This window comes from Turicibacter sp. T129 (assembly GCF_025594975.1).
In the GTDB taxonomy this organism is placed as follows: Bacteria; Bacillota_I; Bacilli_A; order MOL361; family Turicibacteraceae; genus Turicibacter; species Turicibacter bilis.
In genome coordinates this window covers 1-21,790 of the sequence record NZ_JAMQUU010000005.1, presented here as the reverse complement: position 1 = coordinate 21,790, position 21,790 = coordinate 1, and the positions used below count along the sequence as shown (strand labels likewise).

At 34.9% G+C, this 21,790-nt stretch carries 18 protein-coding genes and 3 other annotated features; of the genes, 3 read left to right on the top strand and 15 right to left on the bottom strand.

Translation table 11 applies throughout. From position 1 onward, the window contains the following. Positions 1–1,005: 1,005 nt before the first annotated feature. Positions 1,006–1,225: a binding site (T-box leader), on the bottom strand. A 315-nt stretch (positions 1,226–1,540) separates the two neighbouring features. From NEH75_RS00460 to NEH75_RS00395, 14 genes are all read right to left on the bottom strand, one after another. Next, positions 1,541–2,524 carry a phosphotransferase gene (locus tag NEH75_RS00460; RefSeq protein ID WP_055305591.1) on the bottom strand — a complete coding sequence of 328 codons (984 nt, stop codon included), beginning with the start codon at positions 2,522–2,524 and terminating at the stop codon, positions 1,541–1,543. Then, a complete protein-coding gene (locus tag NEH75_RS00455) occupies positions 2,508–3,965 on the bottom strand; it encodes a hypothetical protein (protein ID WP_055305590.1) in 1,458 nt (485 codons plus the stop codon). The genes NEH75_RS00460 and NEH75_RS00455 overlap by 17 nt, the downstream gene beginning before the upstream one ends. A 579-nt stretch (positions 3,966–4,544) precedes the next feature. Beyond that, on the bottom strand, positions 4,545–5,630 hold the full coding sequence (locus NEH75_RS00450) for a M42 family metallopeptidase (RefSeq protein ID WP_055276430.1): 1,086 nt from the start codon (positions 5,628–5,630) through the stop codon (positions 4,545–4,547). Between the two features lie 193 nt (positions 5,631–5,823). Next, positions 5,824–6,183: a 50S ribosomal protein L20 gene (gene rplT, locus NEH75_RS00445; protein WP_055243298.1), complete on the bottom strand. Its 360-nt coding sequence runs from the start codon at positions 6,181–6,183 to the stop codon at positions 5,824–5,826. 43 nt (positions 6,184–6,226) lie between these two features. Beyond that, on the bottom strand, positions 6,227–6,424 hold the full coding sequence (gene rpmI / locus NEH75_RS00440) for a 50S ribosomal protein L35 (RefSeq protein WP_055243299.1): 198 nt from the start codon (positions 6,422–6,424) through the stop codon (positions 6,227–6,229). A 24-nt stretch (positions 6,425–6,448) separates the two neighbouring features. Continuing rightward, entirely contained in the window at positions 6,449–6,985 is a 537-nt protein-coding gene (infC, locus tag NEH75_RS00435) for a translation initiation factor IF-3 (RefSeq protein WP_201023070.1), read from the bottom strand. 25 nt (positions 6,986–7,010) lie between these two features. Continuing rightward, positions 7,011–7,150: a sequence feature (ribosomal protein L20 leader region), on the bottom strand. 54 nt (positions 7,151–7,204) lie between these two features. Further along, positions 7,205–8,191, bottom strand: coding sequence for a CvpA family protein (locus NEH75_RS00430; protein ID WP_055305589.1), 987 nt, complete (start codon positions 8,189–8,191; stop codon positions 7,205–7,207). Between the two features lie 165 nt (positions 8,192–8,356). Next, positions 8,357–10,294, bottom strand: a complete 1,938-nt coding sequence (gene thrS / locus NEH75_RS00425) for a threonine--tRNA ligase (RefSeq protein ID WP_055305588.1) — start codon at positions 10,292–10,294, stop codon at positions 8,357–8,359. 80 nt (positions 10,295–10,374) lie between these two features. Then, positions 10,375–10,589, bottom strand: a binding site (T-box leader). Positions 10,590–10,675: 86 nt separating this feature from the next. Continuing rightward, on the bottom strand, positions 10,676–11,584 hold the full coding sequence (gene dnaI / locus NEH75_RS00420; RefSeq protein WP_055243303.1) for a primosomal protein DnaI: 909 nt from the start codon (positions 11,582–11,584) through the stop codon (positions 10,676–10,678). A gap of 5 nt (positions 11,585–11,589) precedes the next feature. Continuing rightward, positions 11,590–12,948 (bottom strand): replication initiation and membrane attachment family protein, encoded by a 1,359-nt coding sequence (locus NEH75_RS00415; protein WP_055305596.1) that lies wholly within the window; start codon positions 12,946–12,948, stop codon positions 11,590–11,592. Positions 12,949–13,022: 74 nt separating this feature from the next. Beyond that, positions 13,023–13,388: a hypothetical protein gene (locus NEH75_RS00410; protein WP_055243304.1), complete on the bottom strand. Its 366-nt coding sequence runs from the start codon at positions 13,386–13,388 to the stop codon at positions 13,023–13,025. A gap of 44 nt (positions 13,389–13,432) precedes the next feature. Further along, entirely contained in the window at positions 13,433–14,050 is a 618-nt protein-coding gene (gene coaE / locus NEH75_RS00405; RefSeq protein WP_055305587.1) for a dephospho-CoA kinase, read from the bottom strand. Further along, the gene (mutM, locus tag NEH75_RS00400) at positions 14,051–14,896 is read right to left on the bottom strand and encodes a DNA-formamidopyrimidine glycosylase (RefSeq protein WP_055305586.1); all 846 of its coding nucleotides are present in this window, start codon (positions 14,894–14,896) and stop codon (positions 14,051–14,053) included. Between the two features lie 35 nt (positions 14,897–14,931). Then, a complete protein-coding gene (locus tag NEH75_RS00395; RefSeq protein ID WP_262948318.1) occupies positions 14,932–16,362 on the bottom strand; it encodes a hypothetical protein in 1,431 nt (476 codons plus the stop codon). Positions 16,363–16,788: 426 nt separating this feature from the next. On the opposite strand from NEH75_RS00395, the gene NEH75_RS00390 reads away from it, so the two are divergent. Then, the gene (locus NEH75_RS00390) at positions 16,789–17,286 is read left to right on the top strand and encodes a GNAT family N-acetyltransferase (protein WP_055305584.1); all 498 of its coding nucleotides are present in this window, start codon (positions 16,789–16,791) and stop codon (positions 17,284–17,286) included. Positions 17,287–17,354: 68 nt separating this feature from the next. Here the strand turns inward: NEH75_RS00390 and polA are convergent, their stop codons facing one another. Beyond that, positions 17,355–19,991 (bottom strand): DNA polymerase I, encoded by a 2,637-nt coding sequence (polA, locus tag NEH75_RS00385; RefSeq protein ID WP_262941338.1) that lies wholly within the window; start codon positions 19,989–19,991, stop codon positions 17,355–17,357. A gap of 522 nt (positions 19,992–20,513) precedes the next feature. Between polA and NEH75_RS00380 the strand changes: the two genes are divergently transcribed. Continuing rightward, on the top strand, positions 20,514–21,314 hold the full coding sequence (locus NEH75_RS00380) for a metallophosphoesterase (RefSeq protein ID WP_055243310.1): 801 nt from the start codon (positions 20,514–20,516) through the stop codon (positions 21,312–21,314). A 68-nt stretch (positions 21,315–21,382) separates the two neighbouring features. Next, the coding region (locus NEH75_RS00375; protein WP_262948317.1) for a hypothetical protein at positions 21,383–21,790 on the top strand (408 nt) is incomplete at its 3' end.

Here is a 21,790-nt window from a genome sequence, read left to right as displayed (position 1 = left end):
CCTAGCATTTTCGTAGAAAATATTTCCTCAACTACTAGGGTATGGGTTCCCTGGCATTTTTGAAGAAAATGTATCTTCAACTACTAGGGTATGGATCATATACATTCTTACGATTAATCATACTTGTTTTATTGTTTCTTTTTGTAACGAGCACTTCCTATCATTTGACTAAATCAGTAAAACTAGCAAGATTTTATGACGACCACCTGGATAATGGAGAGATAAAATCTTTAATATACATTTGCCTCATTGTTTCCGCTTGTTTCTCATTCAAGAATAATCTTTAGCATCATCCAACTAAGCTTGTCATATTAGTAAGACTTCACGATAACCACCTGGATAATGGGTTCCCTACCGCACGTAGCGAAGATCGTGCATTTCCTCCATTGGTAGGGTATGGGTTCCCTACGCTACGTAACAACGTTCGTAGCTTTCGTCGATTGGTAGGGTATGGGTTCCCTACGCTACGTAACAACGTTCGTAGCTTTCGTCGATTGGTAGGGTATGAAAATATAAAATCTTCAAATATACAGCTGCTTGATTGCCTCTGCTTGTTTTATTCAAAATGAGCCGTGCACATGATTCAACTCAGCTAGTAAAGCTAGTAAGATTTCATAACGACCACCTGGATAATGGGTTCCCTACCGTACGTAGCGAAGATCGTACATTTCCTCGATTGGTAGGGGATGAAAATATAAAATCTTTGAATTAGTCTACATCGATTTTATCGCTCTTGCCTAATCTTATTTAAGATAAATCCTTTCTAATTTTGCATCGTTTCTAATTTGATTTCACTTCCATGTTAAAGACACAAGACTGTTTTTAAGAACTTTAGCATCTCATATTTAATACATCGTTTCATCACAATCTAGCATCTTCGATGACAAAACATCTTAAGGCTGACGTCTACAACTAAAAGCATTTAAGGATAACATCGGCTATTGCGATGTATAGTTACACTTCAAGCTATGCTTGATTAGTATAACTAAAAAAGCATTCCGTCCTAATAAGGACGAAATGCTTAAGATTCCGCGGTACCACCTTGATTGTAAGTTTATTGACTTACCACTTCATGCTTTAACGCAGCTAACGGAATTTCTTACTATTTATTTCAGAAACTCAACTCACAGGCTACCTTCAAAGCTATCACATAAAGTTCTTTCACCAACTGAACTTCTCTCTTAAATGTGAGGGAACTTCTACTCCTCCTGGTCATCGTTTTTCAACTATCACAATATATATGTTAGTATTCTACAACAATGCATAAATTTATTCAAGAGTTACTAGAGAAATTCAGATGAATTCCCTTAAATCTTCACATTTTAAGTTTCTCCTAAATAATTTTGACTTTTTCACCAACCAACTGTTACCACATATTCATCACGCATAAACTATATTATAGGGGGTGAGTATATGGGACGTTATCAGCGAGGAGGAGGCAGATTTAGATCCTATTTACTATCATTACGTTCAATCATCGCATTATTATTTTTTTATCAACTCTATCTAATTATTTTCTCATTTTCTCAATTTGATTTTGTTATGTTGATGATCCTTGGGGGCTTGCTTGGTTTGTTGTGGTGGGTTTGTTAAATTGATTATAAACCTGCAACGCCATTAAATGAGGCGCAATACATTCATTTAATAACGCAATATTAATAAGTGAATGATCTTGTAATGTTTGATTAAGTTCGTCTAAATCAATGCAAAGAGAGCGAAAAAAGAAATAGTGCCGCAAAGCTGCGGCTTTTTCATTTTTCACATAATCTAAAATAATCGAATGTAGTCCTGGAACTTGATGATAGTTTTCTAAAAAATAATACATGTCTAACGAAGAAATGGAAAACATACTTTTCTCAAAATTAATTAAATAAGTTGATTTCTCTGTGACTAGTAAATTTGCCACATTCACATCACCATGTATTAAGCTGATAGGTAATTTTTTCTCTCGTTTAATTAAATCATAAAATTTCTTTAATTCATCATGCGCATGATGAAGCATTGTATAAAGCATCGGATATACCATCATAAAGTACCACTCAAATGGTGAACGATCTCTCTGTAATTCATAAACTTCCATATTTTTTTGAAGACAATCATAACTATCTTGTAATCTTTTATAGTCTTTATTATAGCTACGCTGTAATTCATCATCACTAACATCGACTTCTAAGCTAGTCTCTGAGTGTAATTTACCTAATAATTCAATATAATAATGGATTTGTTGTTCAAGCGGCAACGGAATAGTTTGAACATAATCCGTCAAATAAAAGAAATGATCTCGCCATGGAACATAGTGTTGGTTATCTTTTGTTCGATAAATGGGTAAAACATTACGGGATAATGCTTTATAAGCAAAAAGTTGCTTCATGATAAAGTCATCATCCCCACTCGCGACTTTCAATAGATAATCATGATTTGAGGCCCTAACCTTCATGGATTTATGAGTAATGGGAGTCACAGACTCAACGGCTAAATCATAATGGGTTTCAACAAAAACTTTTATCTCATCGTAATTTGCCATAGTTAATCATCACACGATCACCACAATGTAACGGTGAATTTAATTGTTCCAGATTATAAATAGCTTTTTCAGGAACATTGTATTTCGTGCAAATATTTGTAATTGTTGTTTCCTCTTCTTGAACGAAAATAATTTTTAAAATACTCTCCCCATCTAAAAATTGATTTGCAATTGAATCTTCCCCTGAATAAGTTGAAATTGGTGCGATTACCTCAGGTTCTTCAACCACTTCATCTTCTACGATTACTTCTGGTTGAGAGACAAGTGTTTCCTCTACCATCGGCACTTCTTCTACAACTGGAGCTTGCATTACTTCTTCTACCACTGGTTCTGTTTCTTCTAATGAATATAACATTTCAAAAATATCAGATTTTTTAGTTTCAACAGGTACTTCCTCAACAACTGGTTCTGTTTTTAACGGGAATGGAAGAATTTCTTCATCCTCTTCTTCTACCACTGGTGTCACTGGCTGCTCTTCTACCTTTTGTACTTTAGTCACTGTCGGGATTGGCGCAACAGGTTTTGGTTTCACCTTCTCCACTACCTTATCTACAACTTCTTCCACAATTGGTGCCGCCTCTTCAACAATCTCTGTTGGTGTTACGTCGTTAGTCACCTTCTCAACAATGACTTCCGGTACAATTTCTTTTGCCTTTTCAACGACTTTTTCAAGGAATGGTTCTGACTTTTTCGTTTCATTCACTTGTTTTTCAACAACCGGTTCTACCACCTCTTCAACAACTGATTCTACTACCGGTTCTTCAACAACTGATTCTACTACTGATTCTTCAACCGGTACCGGTTGTTTATTAAGAAATTGTTTAATTTTATCTGTTAATACTTCTTTACGTTCTATAGCTAATGATGGATCAACAGCGTCTTCCTTATGATCTAAAACAACTTCATCAAAATCAATGTAATCTAAATCATCAGTCTCATCCTCTTCTACCACTTCTAATACTTCTGGTTCAACCACTACATTTTTTTGAGTTACGGGTGCTTCAGCAACTACTTCATGCCCTGACGGTACAACAGCAGCTTCTTTTGTAAACATAACAGGAGCTTGTGTTTGAGCCTCAATTTCATGATCTTCTTCTACAAGTGTAATTGGACTCTCCCAATCATAACCATCTAAACTAAGATTTAATGTTAAAAATAAATTATTTCCATCTTGTACCTCATAATCAAAATTTGTAATATCCGTTTTAATTTCACTACTACGTCCATTATTTGGTAACGTAATATCAAGTGGAATATACTCTGTAAATGTTTCTTGTGTTCCGTGATTTGTCACATACTCTCCATCAATTAAAACTTGTCCACGTAATGATAAATAATCTCCTTCATCATACGCTTTTGTCTGCGGAACAATATTAATTGATACGATATCTTCTATGTTACTGATCGGTAATGTACAATCCCAATTAAATGAATAACTCATGCTAGACCCTCCTAATTTGATATTTCAGTTCATTATATTCTATAATCATAAAAATATGAGACTTATTCATTAGCTTAGCCACGCATCTACGGGCTTTTTTTGCTCATGAAACTTTAAATTTCTCTTTGTAGTAACCGTCAGCTGTTATTTTAAACACCTTTCTATATTTCCCATCATCCCTTATCCCGTAATTTCATCAAATATATGACAAGTACTTCGTTAAAATTCGAATTTTTACCAATATTCAACATTTTTTAATCTGATAATCTATATTTTTAAAAAAGTTTATGGTATAATACTGTTATCCAATAATTGGATAACACAACACTACCCTTGTTGGTATAACATACTCTATCCAGTTGTACCAACTTATTTATTCTCTTTCCATTCCAATGTTTTATAATTACCCTTTTGAGGTTGAATGGACCTCATCTTTCTCAAAAAGAATCCATTATAATGATTCTTTTCTCTAATTAACAACAAAAAAGACAGTTAATCTTCTCGTTTAGCTGTCTTTTTTATTGTTAAAACATCTCAAAAAAGGCACTCTTTTTGGAGTGCCTTTAATTATATGAACGACTATTCAAACGTAATTTTATGAACAGTTTCTTTATTTAAACGTTTAACCACTTCAGTCATTAATTTAACTGTATTTTCATAGTCATCACGATGAATCATTGATGTATGAGAGTGAATATAACGAGAAGCAATACCCACTGACATCGCTGGTGCTCCATCATGTGCTAAATGCATTTTAGCAGCATCCGTTGCTCCACCAGGTGTCACATCAAATTGGTAAGGAATATTTAATTCTTCTGCGACTTCAACGACAAAGTCACGTAATCCTTTATGACCAATTAATCCACCATCAATTAACGTGATGATTGGACCTTTCCCCATTTTAGCTTGAATTTGATTTGTTACACCAGGCACATCACCAGCTAATCCAACGTCTAATGCAAAGACGATTGATGGATTAATCATTTGACTAGTCGTTGCAGCTCCACGACATCCGACTTCTTCTTGAACCGTTCCTACACCATAAACAATGTTTGGATGATGTTCTCCTTTTAAGTTATTTAATACTTCAACTGCTACAGCACATCCAATACGGTTATCCCATGCTTTTGCTAATAAATATTTTTCATTGGCCATCGTGCGGAATTCGATATATGGCGTAATCATATCTCCTGGACGAATCCCTAACGCTTCAACTTCTTCTTTACTATCTACACCTAAATCAATGTACATATCTTTAATATCCATCGGTTTTTGACGAGCTTCTGCAGATAAAATATGAGGAGGAATTGATCCGATTACTCCATGATAAGTTTTGCCTGAGTTAGTTGTGATAGTCACTTGTTGAGCAAGCATAACTTGCCCCCACCATCCACCTAATGTCACAAATTTAATATATCCATTATCATCAATTTGGCGAACCATGAATCCAACTTCATCCATATGTCCTGCAATTAAAATTTTAGGACCATCTTCTTCCCCTACTTTTTTCGCAATTAATGATCCAATGTTATCTTGATAAATTTCATCGGCACTATCCCCGATATATTTTTTCATCACTTCACGCGCTTGACGTTCTTGCCCTGGAACAGCATTCGCATCTGTAATTTCCTTTAAAAACGTTAATGTTTGATCTAGTTGATTCATTACGTTCTCTCCTCCTAGTTATAATTTTCTATAAATAGTATCATATCACTTTATCTAATAATTGGAAATAGATTTGAAATATCTTTTTATTCGACATCAACAAACTTTTTACCTAATCAAAGACTTGATTATAAAAAAAGACACTACCAAGTAGTAGTGTCTAATAAGATTTTAAAAATAATGATCAAATTAATTATTTGTTCATTGCTTCTTTAGCAGTGTTTGCTAAAGTAGCGAATGCAGCAGCATCAGATACAGCTAAATCTGCTAACATTTTACGGTTAACTTCGATTCCAGCTAATTTTAATCCGTGCATTAATTTGCTGTATGATAATCCGTTCATACGAGCAGCAGCGTTGATACGAGTGATCCATAATTTACGGAAGTCACGTTTTTTCTGACGACGGTCACGGTAAGCATATTGTAATGATTTCATTACTTGCTCGTTTGCTGTTTTGTATAATGTATGTTTAGATCCAAAGTAACCTTTTGCTAATTTTAAAACGCGTTTACGACGTTTGCGTGATACAACTCCACCTTTTACACGTGGCATAATGAGTTCCTCCTTTGTTGTTACGAAAAATGTTTAGTGATTATTATAAGCTATATAACATATCTTTGATACGTTTGTAGTCGCTGTTTGATACGATAGCAGCTTTAGCTAAGTGTTTCTTTTGTTTAGTTGTTTTGTTATGAGCTAAGTGGCTTGTATAAGCGTGAGAACGTTTTAATTTCCCTGATCCTGTACGTTTAAAGCGTTTAGCAGCTCCACGATGAGATTTCATTTTTGGCATGGTAGAGTTCCTCCTTTATCTTTTCTACTTTTTCTTTGGTGCTAAAACGAGAAACATTGAGCGTCCGTCAAGTTTTGGATTTGATTCAAGATCCGCAATTTCAGCACACCCTTCAGCAAAGCGAGTTAAAACATTACGTCCGAATTCAGTGTGTGCGATTTCGCGACCTTTGAAACGTACGCTAACTTTAACTTTATCACCTTTTGTAAGGAATTTTTGAGCATTTTTTAATTTTGTATTAAAGTCATGCTGTTCGATGTTAGGACTTAAGCGAACTTCTTTTAAAGTCACAGTTGTTTGGTTTTTTCTAGCCTCACGAGCGTGACGTTGTTGTTCATAACGGTATTTACCGTAGTCCATAATACGACAAACAATAGGATTTGCTTGTGGTGCAACACATACTAAATCTAAGTTTTTCTCAGAAGCAGCACGTAATGCATCTTTACGTTGCATTAAACCAAGTTGTTCGCGGTTAGGACCAATCACTAACATTTCCTTAGCGCGGATATCTTCATTGATTAAGCTCTCGTTTTTTACATTCTTCTTGCTAATGATGAGCACCTCCAATTTTATAGAACATTCATGGAAAAAAAGAAAAACGTAAGCACTTAGTAAGCGCCCACGTTTAAATCACAATCACATTAACAATATCGTCGTAACGATAGTGACGTTTAACCTATCAGCTCTAGCTAATCAGGTGAGAAGTGGGTACTTCTTCTTTCCACATGATATTCACATTTATTGATTATAACACCTCAATTAGTATATGTCAATGAAGTGTTACATATTCTTTAACTTTTTTAGATTATCATCATTTAGCATGCCGCTATTGATTAAAGTCTTCAAAGCTTCATCACTGATGACTTCATCCTCAATAAGTCTATCATACGTTCCATTGCGAATCAACTCTTTATAATAAGAATTAAAAATTTCCAATGTGATGACATTATGATCGATATACGTCTTCATGCTAGTTAAGTAAGCCTCCATCTCATGTGCATCTATTTTATTATCAAGAAAGAAACTTAAATATGCTGACGTCGTGGCCATAAAAGGAAGAAACTCTTTAAATGCCGCTTGAATTTCTTGACGTTGATTCGGGTGTTTCTTAATAAACTGCTCTAATTGATTCAGATTAACTTTATTATTAGCAAAGAGATCATCTAATTCATTGCCAAATAAATCAATACTCTTTTTCACGTCTTCATACGGTTGATAAAATTCCTCCACTAAATGAGACACATACGGATTCACCTTAAGTAATAAATTGCTCAGTGAATAAGGTTTAACGAAATCAAATAGTGGAAAGGCTAAAATAATAACGATCACGATAACGTACGTATATGCATTTAAAATACTTAATAAAACACTTAACAAACCATCACCAATCCGATTAAATTTTGCGGATGGAAAAAAATATTGATGCCATTCATAATTAACTGAAAAAACATAAACTACACTCTTAATAATCACAAATGCAACGACAAACAAAATAAAAAAAACAATAAAAGGAATGATATTTTCTTCATAAGGCTCAATTAAATAATAAAAACTATCTGGTACAAATAAAGATACTTTAAGCTTCTTAGGAAGATAAGATACCACTTTATTGACAAGTGCCCCCGCTACTAAAGCTGATAAAAAAATTGAAAAGAGGTGAATCACTAAATTGACAAGACTAATTCGATAAGAACGTTGATAACCAACGATTGATGCGATACAAAAAACGATGAATATAATTAAATCAACAACTAAAATTTTTATCACTTCCATTCCCCCATGACTGCCACCACTTTGGATGTTTATATCTATAACTATTCTTCCCTATATTCTAGATATAAATGACATATTATATTACCTTCATTATTGTGATTTTTATCGATTTTATTCAAAAATATAAAAAAAGGAGACGATGTCTCCTTTTTCTATTCATTATTCAGGTTTATGATTTTTACGCTCAGCGATTTCTTCAACTAAGAAGTGAACGAATTCTTTAAGTGGTAATGTTTCAGTTTTTTGCTCTCCGAAGCGACGGAATGTTACTTCAGTATTTGCAACCTCTTTGTCTCCTAATACGATAGACATTGGGATTTTCTTAGTTTGTGATTCGCGGATTTTATAACCCATTTTCTCTTCGCGATCATCAAGTTCTAAGCGAATTTTATATTTACGTAATTCTTTCACTACTTCTTTTGCATACTCTAAGTGATATTGGTTGTTAACCGGAATCACTGTTACTTGAGTTGGTGCTAACCATAATGGGAATGCTCCTTTATATGTTTCAATTAAGTAAGCCATGAAACGTTCATAAGTTCCGATTAATCCACGGTGCATTACAACTGGACGTACTTTTTCTCCAGTTTCAGAAACATAAGTTAAATCGAAACGTTCTGGTAATAAGAAGTCTAATTGAATTGTTGACATTGTGATATCGTGCCCTAATGCTGTTTTGATTTGGATATCAAGTTTAGGACCATAGAAGGCTGCTTCCCCTTCTGCTTCAATGAACGGGATATTATTTTCAATTAATGTTTCACGTAACATTGATTCTGCATTTTCCCACATTTTATCATCATCGAAGTATTTCTCTTTGTTATTTGGATCACGTAAAGATAAACGATAGTAGTTGATTTCTACACCGAAATCTTTGATCACGCGATGAATTAACTCTAAACAACGTGAGAATTCTTCTTTAATTTGATCTGGACGAACAAAGATATGTGAATCAGTTAACGTCATCGCACGAACACGCTCAAGACCTGTTAAAGCACCTGATGCTTCAAAGCGATGTTGGATAACTTGCTCTGCATATCGAATTGGTAAATCACGATATGAACGTAATTTTGTTTTATAAACCATCATGTGATGAGGACAAGACATTGGTCGTAAAACTAATTCTTCATTGTCCATTTCCATTGGCACGAACATATCTTCTTTGTAATGTGCCCAGTGTCCTGATGTACGGTATAAATCAACTGATCCCATAACTGGAGTTGCAACGTGTTGATATCCATACTCTTCTTCTAGATCGATAATATAACGCTCAATTTGTTGACGAACTTTCATCCCGTTTGGTAACCAGATTGGTAGTCCTTGTCCAACTAATGGACTGAATGTGAATAATTCTAATTCACGTCCGATTTTTTTATGATCACGCTCTTTACGTTCTTCTAAAATACGTAAGTGTTCAGCTAATTGATCTTTTGTTAAAGCAGCTGCCCCGTAAATACGAGTTAACATTTTGTTATCACTATCTCCACGCCAGTAAGCTCCCGCTACATTTAATAATTTAAAGAATTTAACATCTTTTGTATTACCCACGTGAACTCCACTACATAAGTCAGTGAAATCTCCTTCAGAGTAAGTTGTAATAACTTCTCCTTCTTTAATAGCATCAATTAATTCTAATTTATATTCATCATTGGCAAAGAATTCTTTTGCCTCTTCACGGCTTAATTCACGACGGATAATTGGTAAAGCTTCTGAAGAAATTTTTTGCATCATTTTTTCAATCGCTGCTAAATCTGATTCAGTGATTTTTGCTTCTGTATCGATATCGTAATAGAATCCATCTTCGATAGCTGGTCCTACTCCGAATTTTGCATCTGGATATAGACGTTTAATCGCTGCTGCCATTAAATGAGCCGCAGAGTGATTAATGATTTCCCAAGCTTCAGGGCGATCATTTGTAATTAACTCGATTTTTGCATCTGCCTCGATTGGACGAGTTAAATCATATAAATGTCCGTTTAATTTAGCTGCCACACAACGTTTACGTAATCCTGGTGAAATTGATTGAGCAATCGCTTCGGCAGTAATTCCATTTTCAAACTGTTTCACATTTCCATCTGGGAAAGTAATGTTAATCATAGTGTTTTCCTCCTTTTTGTGATTCATGATGATCGGAGCGAATTTTTATGAATATAAAAAAATCGCTCCTAATCTTAACGAGTAGGAACGATTGAAATCGCGGTACCATCCTATTTCCGATAAAGTAAAAGACTTTATCAGCAACTTAATTCAGCTTTAACGCAGCCAGCGGGAATCTTTTTCAAGTCCAGTTCAAAGGGAGTAATTTAATAAGCGTTCTTAGAAATCTTACAGCCGAGGATTTCCTCTCTAAAAAGTCGTTTTTATTAAACCTTATCCTTATCAAAACTTTTAATATGTGACGAATTACCTATATATTATATGTCTGATTCATATTATAATGCATGATTTTTTTGAAATCAAGAAAAAATACTTCAATTTTTATCGTTTTTGGCGATAGTTTGTTCCTGTAATGGCCACAGGGGTTGTTAAAGCTTTAATGCGTTCTAATACACGAGCTCCTTTAATTTCTTCCACTTCACCTTTTTGCGTATAGGAATAATGATGTTGAAGCTGATTATAATCGAGATTTGAAGTAAAGAAGGTTGGCAATCCTTGGTGCATACGATAGTTTAAAATTCGCCCCAACACTTCGTCACGCATCCAGCTCGTCATGGACTCACTTCCGATGTCATCAAGCATAAGCACTTCAATTTGTTTTAATTGCTCAATCTTATCATACGCACTACTGTTTTCACTATTAAATCCTGATTTAATTTCAGCAATTAATTCTGGAAAATAAACAAGTCCACAAACAATTCCTCGTTGAGATAAAATGTTAGCAATTGCACTTAACATATATGTCTTTCCAGTTCCAAATGGACCATATAGATAAAGCCCACGCCCTTTTTTTGTCGTCATATATTCATGGATGAACAACGATGCCTTTTCATAAAACTCGGCACGCTCCGGATCCATAATAAATTGTTCGAAATTTGCATTTAAAATATCAGCCGGCATATGGAAACTCTTAATATTTTCTAAATGTTTTTGATTTAACGCATACTGACATGGCGTATACGCCACCTTTAATTGCTTATAAGAAGGTTTCAGTGTTGGATAATGGCCTTTAATAGGTTGCCTACAACTATTTAATCCTACACATCCGTTACACTTTTCTTTATTTCTTAAAAACTCATCTAAATCAGAAATATAATTCGAGATTAAAGATGGATCAATGTCATCTTGATATTGATGTAATGCTTTTGCAATCTCAGGTTCATTTAAAATTTCCGTATAAGCTTCCTTCGCCCCTGCTGGTCTAGCCATTAAATCTCCAATTCGTTGCACCACTCTCACCCTTTCTGATTTAAAAGTTGACTTTGTAATTGTTTCATACGTTCGATCTTTTGTAAATCGTCATCCGTTAATGACTTCTTCTCTTCGACACGTTGTGCATTTGCCTTTAACCAATCTGGCACTTGTTCTTGTCGTACGACTCGAGCTGTCTTTGGATACACCTTCGCTGCTGCTGGCATTGTTTTTTCAATTTCACGTTTTTGTTTTGCTTTTAACATTGTCTTAACTTGTACCATAGCCTTTTCAGTTGTATTAATTTCTTTACGTTGCCATTCACCCGCAATTTTTTCAACCAATTGTTTTGGCAAACGCCCATCTGAAATATTTAATACATAATCAATTAAAACATTAACAACTCCTGGTGCCATCTGTTGATCGACCATTAACCACTCTACTAACTGCCGATCAGCTGGAACGGGCTCTTTTTGGTGATATTTAAAACGTAGGAAATCAATTGGATTTTGCGATAAATGGACAAGTAATTGCTTTTCTTTTGATAAAGCAGCTTGTGTCTCATCCATAAGTGGCGCCTCCTGTTTAGTTTTTGGCATCTCCACAACCTCAATCGGCTTACCTTTATTCAAGAATTGGAAGTATTGTTTCGCTTGCTTGCGGAACACTTCTAAATTCACAAAGCCATCCGTATCAAGGGCATCAAAAATGAGACGCGCTAGTTCATGTTCATCTAGCTTATATAAAAAGGCAATTTTATTAATTTGATCTAATAGCTTATCAGATAATATCTGATCATCCATTCCAAACTGCTTCAGTAAGGCAAATAACAATTCTTGATCAAATGCTAATTCTAATTTAACACCCTTTTGATTATCCGCCACTGTCGGTAAAGGACTTGCCTGTAAAGTAGCAGAAGAACGCATAAGAACCGTTGTATCAAAAACTTCATTGAAAGGTTTTGAAATATTTTGTCCTTGAATGTGTGGGAGTTCTTGAACAAATAATTGTTTTAATTGCTGATAATCATGATTTCCAACTTTTAAATTTAAAAAGACGTTAATAATCCCATCATTAAAAAAGGCTTTTGCCTGCATCGGTTTCTTTAAATAATATGTCAAATGATGATCTTCTTCGGTGACATACACTTGAATCAATCCAACTGCTTCTAACTTATATCGTAAAGCCAATAAATCTTCTACTCCAACATTTAAAACTTGTAATAATAAGTGATGTGAAAATAAAGAGGGACTACTTTTACTAGCTAATGTATTTAAAGTCATATATAAGCTAACGGCCACAGAGCCGATAATAGGTTGATAAAGTAACGTTAAAATTTGCAATTCTTCCGAAGTCATCATTTGTGTGACACAAAGTTCGAATTCTGTATTCGGTTTAATCATCGTTGTATCCACCACAAACACTCCTTCTGTTAAAATGTGAAATCCCTATTTAAAATAGGGATTGATTTCTTATATTATCGGTTTAAAGCAAGACCTTTAAACATTAATCGCTTATCTAATGCTTGATATAAAGACTGAATGACTTTCTTTCCTTTTCCAAAGCTGATTAGACCTGCTGTATTTACTGTAAAATCCACCGTCGTTTCGATTGGATTAATTTTTACAATCGTGACGATAACCTCACAATCTTTACGTTTCAACATTAATTCTTGACGAATATCGTCTTCAAAGGCAACATTGAAATCTAACTCTTTAGCGACCTCTAACAATCCTGCCTTTGTTTGTTGATAATTATTTTTATAATAGTGTGTCATCAACACCTCATCTGTCGCCCTTTCCCCCGACTCGAAGTGCGTTTTAAACATGTCCATAAATCCCATTTTTAATTCCTCCCATCATTTCATAGCAACTCTATATGTCAAGACTAATCTAAAGAAGTCTGACATGCTTTTTCCCAAAGCATCTCAAACATCTCCTCAAATTGAGTTCGTAACTCACTCATGGAGCGCTCATTAGTTAAAACATAATCAGCACGATCTCGCTTTTGTTCGAGTGACATTTGTGAATTAATTTTCGCTAACGCGTAATCCTCATCAATTCCATCACGCTTCATCAAACGTTTTACTTGAATGTCACGTGGAACATAAACAACTAATGTACAATCAGCTAATGATTCAAAATCACTTTCAAACAGTAGCGGGACATCAAGTACCACAAGTTGTTCCCCATTTCGTCTCGCAACTTCAATTCCCTCCACTATTTTTTGTTTGACTAGCGGATGAATCATTTCATTTAACTTATACTTTGCCGACTCATCATGAAAAATAATCGAACCTAGTACATCACGAGCTAATTCTCCATTTTCCTTAATCACAGATGAGCCAAACTCATGCGCTAAATCATACAGTAACTGACTTCCTGGCTTCTGAAGTTGTCTCACAATACGATCTGCATCTAAAACAACAATCCCCTTTTCTAAAAACCATGAAGTAACTGTGCTTTTTCCAGATGAAATCCCACCTGTTAATCCAACGACTAACATTTACTTCATCTCCTTCGCCGTTAACTTCTGACACGTTGGACAGAAATAGGTCCCACGTCCACCGACTTTAATTTTCTCAATCGGTGTGTGACACTCGTAACAGTTCTCTCCTTTTCGTTGATGAACTAACAGCTCATTTTGAAAAGTTCCAGAAACTCCATGCGAGGAACGAAACGTACGAATCGTCGTTCCACCTAATTCAATTGCACGCGCTAATACTTCTACCGTATATTTTACCACATTTGCAATGTCTTTGTCTGTTAATTCTGAGCTTGAAGTTAATGGATGCAATCGGGCACGATAAAGAACTTCATCGACATAAATATTTCCAAGTCCACATACAACTGTTTGATCAAGTAACAATGATTTAATCGGTTTCTTTTTGTTCTGAATTTTTTCTTTCACATATGATGGTGTAAACTCTGTTGCAAAAGGCTCTAAACCTAACACTTGAAACGGCGCCGTCGTTTCTAAATCAATGGCTTTATCGTATAAATGATACGTTCCGAATTTACGTGTATCTTGATATAATAATCGTTTTCCATTTTCTAACGTGAAAATCGCATGAACATGAGGATTTAATTCAAAATCAGAATCCACATAAAAATACTTTCCTTCCATTCGTAGATGAGATAACAATTGATAATCATCAAAATGAAAGACTAAATACTTCCCTCGTCGACTCACTTCTTGAATGGTTTGATTAATTAATTTTTCCTTAAATTCATCTGCACTCATATTTTTTACCATGGGCTCATAACGAAGTTCAATGTCTTTAATGGTTTGACCTTTTACCGTTTGATTCAATGCCTCTTTAACGGTTTCAACTTCTGGTAATTCTGGCATACTATCTAACTTCCTTTTTCGTCTAATCTAGTTGTTTATTTATTAATTGACTGATAAATATCAGCCATCATGATTAATGTTGCATTCTCAACTAATTCTAATTCAAATGAATGGTTCATCAGAGGACCTCGGAACACAATGCTTAACGATGTTGTGGCCTGAACTTCATTCAATAATTCATATACCTCCTGTGTTGAAAGCTCCACTTCGCTCCACTCAATCACACGATCATCAATCCAAACTTGTTGTTTTTGTGTCGAATCAATATCAAAAGAATATAATAATTGATTCTCTGCATAAATGTCAACTTGCTCAAAATCATTCAAAAATTCACTATAATAGCCAAGTAAAATTGACATGGTTGCACTCGTTAACTCACTATTAGTCACGAGTAAAGGCATCACATTTATATATTGTTCGACTTGCTCCTCTTCTACACTTTCATCTACTTCTTTTTTCACAGTTGTAAAAGTATTGGTTGCAAAAGAAATCACATTAAATGACGTGGTAGCTTGTAATGGAATCCCATTATAAGAGATGATTTGTTGGCTGCTTTCCGTATTTAAATTCACTTGAATTTTAGACGCATACTTGCTCATCACCTTATCTCGACGTTTCATTCGTTGCAAACTAATCTCTGATTTTTTTAACTCAAGTGTCTCCGCATACTGTGTGCCAAATGAATCAGATATTTGCTGTAAATACGAGATAGCACTTGCTAGTTCATCTTTTGCCAGGAAATCATCAACTGTTTTAATTGCTTCGACATAGAATTCAGACTCATAGTACCATTTCAAAGCGTTAACTAATTCATCTTGATCCGTTTGCGTCAAGTAATCCAGACGTCGAATCGCTTCAATATAATTTTTTTGCTCATAGTACTGATGAGCTTCCGTTAAATATTGATTTTTGATACTTTGAATACATTCACGTCTTTGTATTTTAGCTAGTTCATAATAATATTCGTCGTTAAACATCACTTCTTGATAAGAATCAATTGCCTCCTCAATCAGCCCTTGCTGTTGAAGACTGAATCCTTTTAAATAAGCGCGCTGAGATTGATAGTATTTTTCGACCTGACCTATCGTCTCTATAACCTCATCATTTGAGAAAAATAATGGTTCAATGACTTGTTCATATTGCAAATACTCTTCATACTCAATCTTTCGAAGCATATAAAGATTCGCATAATATTGATACCGACTAATCATAGCCGGTTCTAAATCGTTCTTAATTCGTTCACGATAATCACTATCAACATTAAGCATACGCTGATAGACAGCCCCTACCTGATTAGGTGACACTTCATCGTATAAATAACTTACCAAAAGATTCAATTGATTTCGATACAAAATCACATGATGATTATAATAGAAAGCACCTCCAAAAATAAAAACAATCGCTAAAACCAATCCAACTTTAAGCGAAAAAAATTGACATCCCCTAGTCTTTTTTACACCCTCCATTAACTACACCCCAGCTAAACTACTTTTATAATCATTTTATCATACAACCACTACGCAATTCATCAATTATTCCATTTTTTCACAATGTCATGAACAACATACAACACCATAAAAAAATGGTGCTTAATTCATTCATCAAGCACCACCTATCCCATAAAAAGATTCAACAAAAATCAGACGACTATCCTGTTCAAACTAGATAAAATACGCCTCATCATTAGCCTCACTTTATTTTAAATACTTATATCCCGCTTCAAATAACGACTCATCTTCTAACTTTAAATCTCATTCAATTAGCCACTGTAAAACTGTTTTTTCAGCCTCTCATATTAAATTAAAACCTTTAGAGGATTATAAGAAAATCTATGAATAGATGTTATCCTCCTTTCATAGAATAAGTTATTCTAAACCAAACGGAGTGATCTTATGCATGTGATTTCTGTCTCTTCCAACCCCGAGTTTGTAACTCAGGCGATTAGTTATTTCCAGGGAAAATGGGCTTCACCAGAAAGCCTAAAGGTTTATGAAGATTGTATTCTTCATTCACTCAACACAAAAAGTCCGCTACCTCAGTGGTATCTCCTATTAAAGGAAGATAAAATTATCGGTTGTGCAGGGTTAATTACAAATGATTTTATTAGTCGAATGGACCTCTATCCTTGGCTATGTGCTCTATACATCGAAGAACATGAGCGCCATCATGCATATGGCTCAATCCTTATTGAACACATCAAACAAGAGGCAAAAAAACTAGGGTTTAATTCACTTTATCTTTGTACCGATCATATCGGATACTATGAAAAATATGATTTTCACTATGTAGGGTTAGGCTACCATCCTTGGGGAGAGACCTCTAGAATTTACGAAGCACATTTAGAAGAAAAAACAACTGACAATCCCCTAACCTCAATAAACCGTGATTAATTTAACACACAAAAGGACATCACCAATGAATGGGATGTCCTTTTGTTATTATTTATTTAGAATACTTCTTACTTAGCATCGTACCAAGTTGGTCCGTATGAGTAGTCAGCTTTTAATGGAACTTGTAGTTCGACAACGTCCTCCATTGTTTTCGTCACTAATTCGATCATCATATCTAGTTCTTCTTGTGGAACTTCGAAGATTAATTCATCGTGTACTTGAAGTAATAAACGTGATTTTACGTTTTTCTCAAGCATCGCTTGATGAACATCAATCATCGCTTTTTTGATGATATCGGCCGCTGTCCCCTGAATTGGCGCATTCATTGCGGTACGCTCACCAAATTGACGAATGGCATAGTTTTTCTGTGTTAATTCAGGAATATAACGACGACGATTAAATAACGTTGAAACATAACCATTAAACTTCGCATACTTCACCGTATCTTCCATATACTGATGAATTCCTGAGTAAGTTTCTAAATAATGATCAATATATTTTTTCGCTTCTTTTTGCGTAATATTTAAATTTTCCGATAATCCAAAGGCACTCATTCCATAAATGATCCCGAAGTTAATTGCTTTTGCTGAGCGACGTAAATCTGACGTCATCTCGTCTTCTGACACTTTAAAGACATCCATCGCTGTTTTCTTATGAATATCCTCTCCATGTTTGAAAGCATCAATTAACGACTCGGTATTTGAAATATGAGCTAAAATTCGAAGCTCGATTTGCGAGTAGTCAGCTCCTAAAATCACCCATCCTTCTTGACTTGGCACAAACGCACGACGAATCATGCGTCCCTCCTCTAAGCGAATCGGAATATTTTGAAGATTTGGTTCAATTGAAGAAAGACGTCCGGTTTGAGTCAGCGCCTGGTTGAAAATCGTGTGGACTTTTCCATCTTCATAGCACGCTTTTTTCAACCCTTCAATATAAGTCGAATACAATTTCGTTAACGTACGATACTCCATAATTAATTTAATAATTGGATGAGCATCACTTAACTTTTCTAATACATCTGCATTCGTTGAATAGCCTGTTTTCGTTTTCTTAACAACCGGTAACCCTAATTTTTCGAATAATACCTCTCCTAATTGCTTCGGTGAATTGATATTAAACGGTGCTCCCACATGATCAAAGATTTGGGATTCTAATGCTTCAATACGCCCTTTTAAATCTTGACCCATTTCATCTAATGTCGTTAGATCAAGAGACATTCCGTTATACTCCATCACTGCTAGTACTTCAGCAAGAGGCATTTCCATCTCTTCAAATAAACTTAACTGCTCTTGTTCTTTTAATTGCTCAAGCGCGGTTTCTTTTAACTTAAAGACTGCAGTTGCAATATCAATGGAATGTTGGGCCACTTTCTCGATCGGTGCAACGGCACGTTTCGCCCCTTTTCCATACACTTCTTCATCATATAACACATCGTCATAATCATAATGTAGAGCTACTTTTTTGAATTCATTACTTACATTCGTTGGATTAATGACATATGTCGCTAATAATAAGTCAAAATCAACACCACGTAAATCAAATCCTTGCCACATTAACGCAACACGTGAACGCTTCACATCAAATACTGATTTTTTAACACCTTCATCCGCTAAAAATGACATGAATGCTTGGCTTTCCTTTGCCACTTCAAAAGGCACATAATAAGCGTCTGTCTCATTTACAATCGCAATTCCTAAAATATTAGCCTGATGGTAGTTTTCCTCAAAAATCTCTACATGAATGGCACTATTTTGATAACTTAACGTTTCTAACTCTCCCGCTTCTAAAATGATACGAATCGGTGCTTTCGGCTTTTCTTCTTTTACTTCTTCAAGCTTCATTTTTTTTAGAAAGGCATTAAACTCCATCTCCTTAAAGAAGTCCATGAGTTCTGCTGCCTCTGGTCCTTGATACAATAAGTCGTCAAATGTAACTGGAAGTGGAACTTCTTTATGAATCGTTGCCATACGTTTACAAAGCAAAGCCTGTTCCACATTCGCTTCTACTTTTTCTTTCATTTTCCCTTTTAACTCATCTGTATGAGCTACTAGGTTTTCAACTGTTCCGAATTGTTTTAACAATTTAATCGCTGTTTTTTCTCCAACCCCTGGGATTCCTGGTAAGTTATCCGATGGATCTCCCATTAATCCTTTTAAATCAACAATCTGACTTGGCGATAATTCATATTTAGCAAAGACTGCTTCTGGTGTAAATGACTCAATATCAGTTACCCCTTTTCGTGTAATATGAACGGTTGTCTTTTCATCAGCCATTTGAAGTAAGTCTTTATCTCCCGTAATGATATGAATTTTTTCAAAATCCGTTTGCTCACCAAGCGTCGCTAATGTTCCGATAATATCATCCGCTTCATAAGTCGGTAATTCTAAACGTTTCACTCCTAGTAAGTCTAAATATTTTTTAATTAAATTAATTTGTGAACGCATTTCATCTGGCATCGGTTTACGTCCATCTTTATAACTATCTAAAAACTCATGTCTGAATGTCGTTTTCCCTGCATCAAAGGCCACTAGCATGTGCGTGTGATTATAATCATCCATGACTTTATTCATCATGTTGACAAAACCATATAACGCATTTGTAAAAATACCTGTGCTTGTCTTCATTAAATTCCCGCTATATGCTGTTGCATAATATGCACGGTACATTAAACTATTTCCGTCTATTAAAACTAATGTATTCATTGCATCAACCCTTATCTCTAGCATATTTTTATGCCTTGTTTACTATATTGTACTATTATTTTAACACATCAAAACTGTTTAAAACACATTTTTACAAGGACGGTGCTCAAATGAATCAAAATTTAAACACAAAATCTCCACAACTCTTTCTACTTTTTAATATTACACTCCTTCTAACCTTTCCCCTAACCGGAGGGACACCTCTACTTCTTCATCTTTTATCAATAGACTCACTCATTCTGGCTCATTGGCTTCCTGCCATCATCTACTTCGGCATTCTCAGTTCTAGCTTTTGGGGTGAAAGAAGTGAATATACATCTATGACACGCATCTTTTGTTTTTTATTTATGCTTTACCATCTCATTCACTTATTTTTCAACATCAACTAATTTCCATCGTAACTGTTGATGACTTTAAGTATGATGTAGTAAATGTATGTTATTCATCTGTTTCTATATAGAACTAAAAAAACTATGATATAATATCGTCATAAAAGTTTTTTTGGTAAAGGATGAATTTATTATGAAGAAATTCCCTATCTATGTACTCTCAGTTGCAGCAATTATTATTGTATTTTTCTTTTACTCGCTATGTATTTTAAAGTATAGCATTAAAGTAGAAGAAACCATTATTAACAGTCTAAATATTCCAAGCAGTTTTGATGGAGTCCGACTGATCCAATTTAGTGATTTACATCTTAAAAATGAAGAAGATTTAGTGCTTCTTGAAAAATCTGTAAATGAAATCAACCGTCTTGAAGCAGACATTATTCTTTTTACCGGGGATCTATTTGAAAAAGGAGCCATCACTTCAAGTCTAAGCTCACAAACAATCGAAATTCTCTCTCAATTAAAACCTTCTCTTGCTAAGCTTGCCATCTTAGGGGATAAAGATTTAAGCCAGCCAGATGAAATCAGTCATATTCTTACGACATCTTCTTTTAAAATTCTTCGTAATGAGTCACTTGAACTCTATAACGGTAGCAGTGAAGGCATTAATTTTATCGGGATTGATTCGTTATCAAGCTCACCTGATTTGAATACCTTGCTTTCACAATCTACTAATACGAATAATTTTAACATTCTACTCCTTCATGAACCAACATTAGCTGCAAAAGTAACCGATTATCCAATTGAAGTTCAACTATCTGGACATTGTAGAGGACAATCTAGTACATCAGGTTGTTCTCAATTTTATTCAGGAACTTATCGCTTTGCCGATCAATTAACCTTACAAGTCAACCGAGGATTAAATCGACCAAATAACATAGGTAACTTATTAACTCGTCCGACACTTTATTCATTCCTTTTAATCAAAGAATAAAAGTGAGTCAGATGTCATCCCCCTTGCATATCATAAATTAGGACTGCAAGATGAAGGAGGAGTCTGAATTGATGCCAATGAATTATCCAAATAGCGTGCCGTCTCAAGTTCCTTATCGAACAGCTGCACCATTAACCAATCAAGTCCCTAATTTATCAGCGATGCCTGGTGTTAATCAAGATGAAAGATGGGGATTTTTACCTTTTATCGGCGGGTTAGCTTTAGGAGGACTATTATTTGATGGATGGGGTGGTGGTCGCCCTTGTTGTGGAGGAGGGGGATATGCCTATCCTGTCTATCAACCCGTTTACCAACCGGTGTACTACCAACAACCCGTATATACACAACCATCTTATCCCGTTTACCAACAACAAGCTTCACAAACTGGATATTATGGACCTTATAATCCAGTCATGCCGACTGAAACAACCGTATTAGAAAGTAATAAATATTATTTATGTCTCTTATACACATCT

What these genes read in the sequence shown, in the direction of transcription:
- polA (WP_262941338.1), bottom strand. Translation starts at nt 19,991, where the DNA reads ATGAATACATTAGTTTTAATAGACGGAAATAGTTTAATGTACCGTGCA.
- NEH75_RS00395 (WP_262948318.1), bottom strand. Translation starts at nt 16,362, where the DNA reads ATGGAGGGTGTAAAAAAGACTAGGGGATGTCAATTTTTTTCGCTTAAA.
- mutM (WP_055305586.1), bottom strand. Translation starts at nt 14,896, where the DNA reads ATGCCAGAATTACCAGAAGTTGAAACCGTTAAAGAGGCATTGAATCAA.
- rplT (WP_055243298.1), bottom strand. Translation starts at nt 6,183, where the DNA reads ATGCCACGTGTAAAAGGTGGAGTTGTATCACGCAAACGTCGTAAACGC.
- NEH75_RS00390 (WP_055305584.1), top strand. Translation starts at nt 16,789, where the DNA reads ATGCATGTGATTTCTGTCTCTTCCAACCCCGAGTTTGTAACTCAGGCG.
- NEH75_RS00450 (WP_055276430.1), bottom strand. Translation starts at nt 5,630, where the DNA reads ATGAATCAACTAGATCAAACATTAACGTTTTTAAAGGAAATTACAGAT.
- NEH75_RS00415 (WP_055305596.1), bottom strand. Translation starts at nt 12,948, where the DNA reads ATGATTAAACCGAATACAGAATTCGAACTTTGTGTCACACAAATGATG.
- NEH75_RS00380 (WP_055243310.1), top strand. Translation starts at nt 20,514, where the DNA reads ATGAAGAAATTCCCTATCTATGTACTCTCAGTTGCAGCAATTATTATT.
- rpmI (WP_055243299.1), bottom strand. Translation starts at nt 6,424, where the DNA reads ATGCCAAAAATGAAATCTCATCGTGGAGCTGCTAAACGCTTTAAACGT.
- NEH75_RS00455 (WP_055305590.1), bottom strand. Translation starts at nt 3,965, where the DNA reads ATGAGTTATTCATTTAATTGGGATTGTACATTACCGATCAGTAACATA.
- NEH75_RS00410 (WP_055243304.1), bottom strand. Translation starts at nt 13,388, where the DNA reads ATGGGATTTATGGACATGTTTAAAACGCACTTCGAGTCGGGGGAAAGG.
- NEH75_RS00460 (WP_055305591.1), bottom strand. Translation starts at nt 2,524, where the DNA reads ATGGCAAATTACGATGAGATAAAAGTTTTTGTTGAAACCCATTATGAT.
- coaE (WP_055305587.1), bottom strand. Translation starts at nt 14,050, where the DNA reads ATGTTAGTCGTTGGATTAACAGGTGGGATTTCATCTGGAAAAAGCACA.
- thrS (WP_055305588.1), bottom strand. Translation starts at nt 10,294, where the DNA reads ATGATTAACATTACTTTCCCAGATGGAAATGTGAAACAGTTTGAAAAT.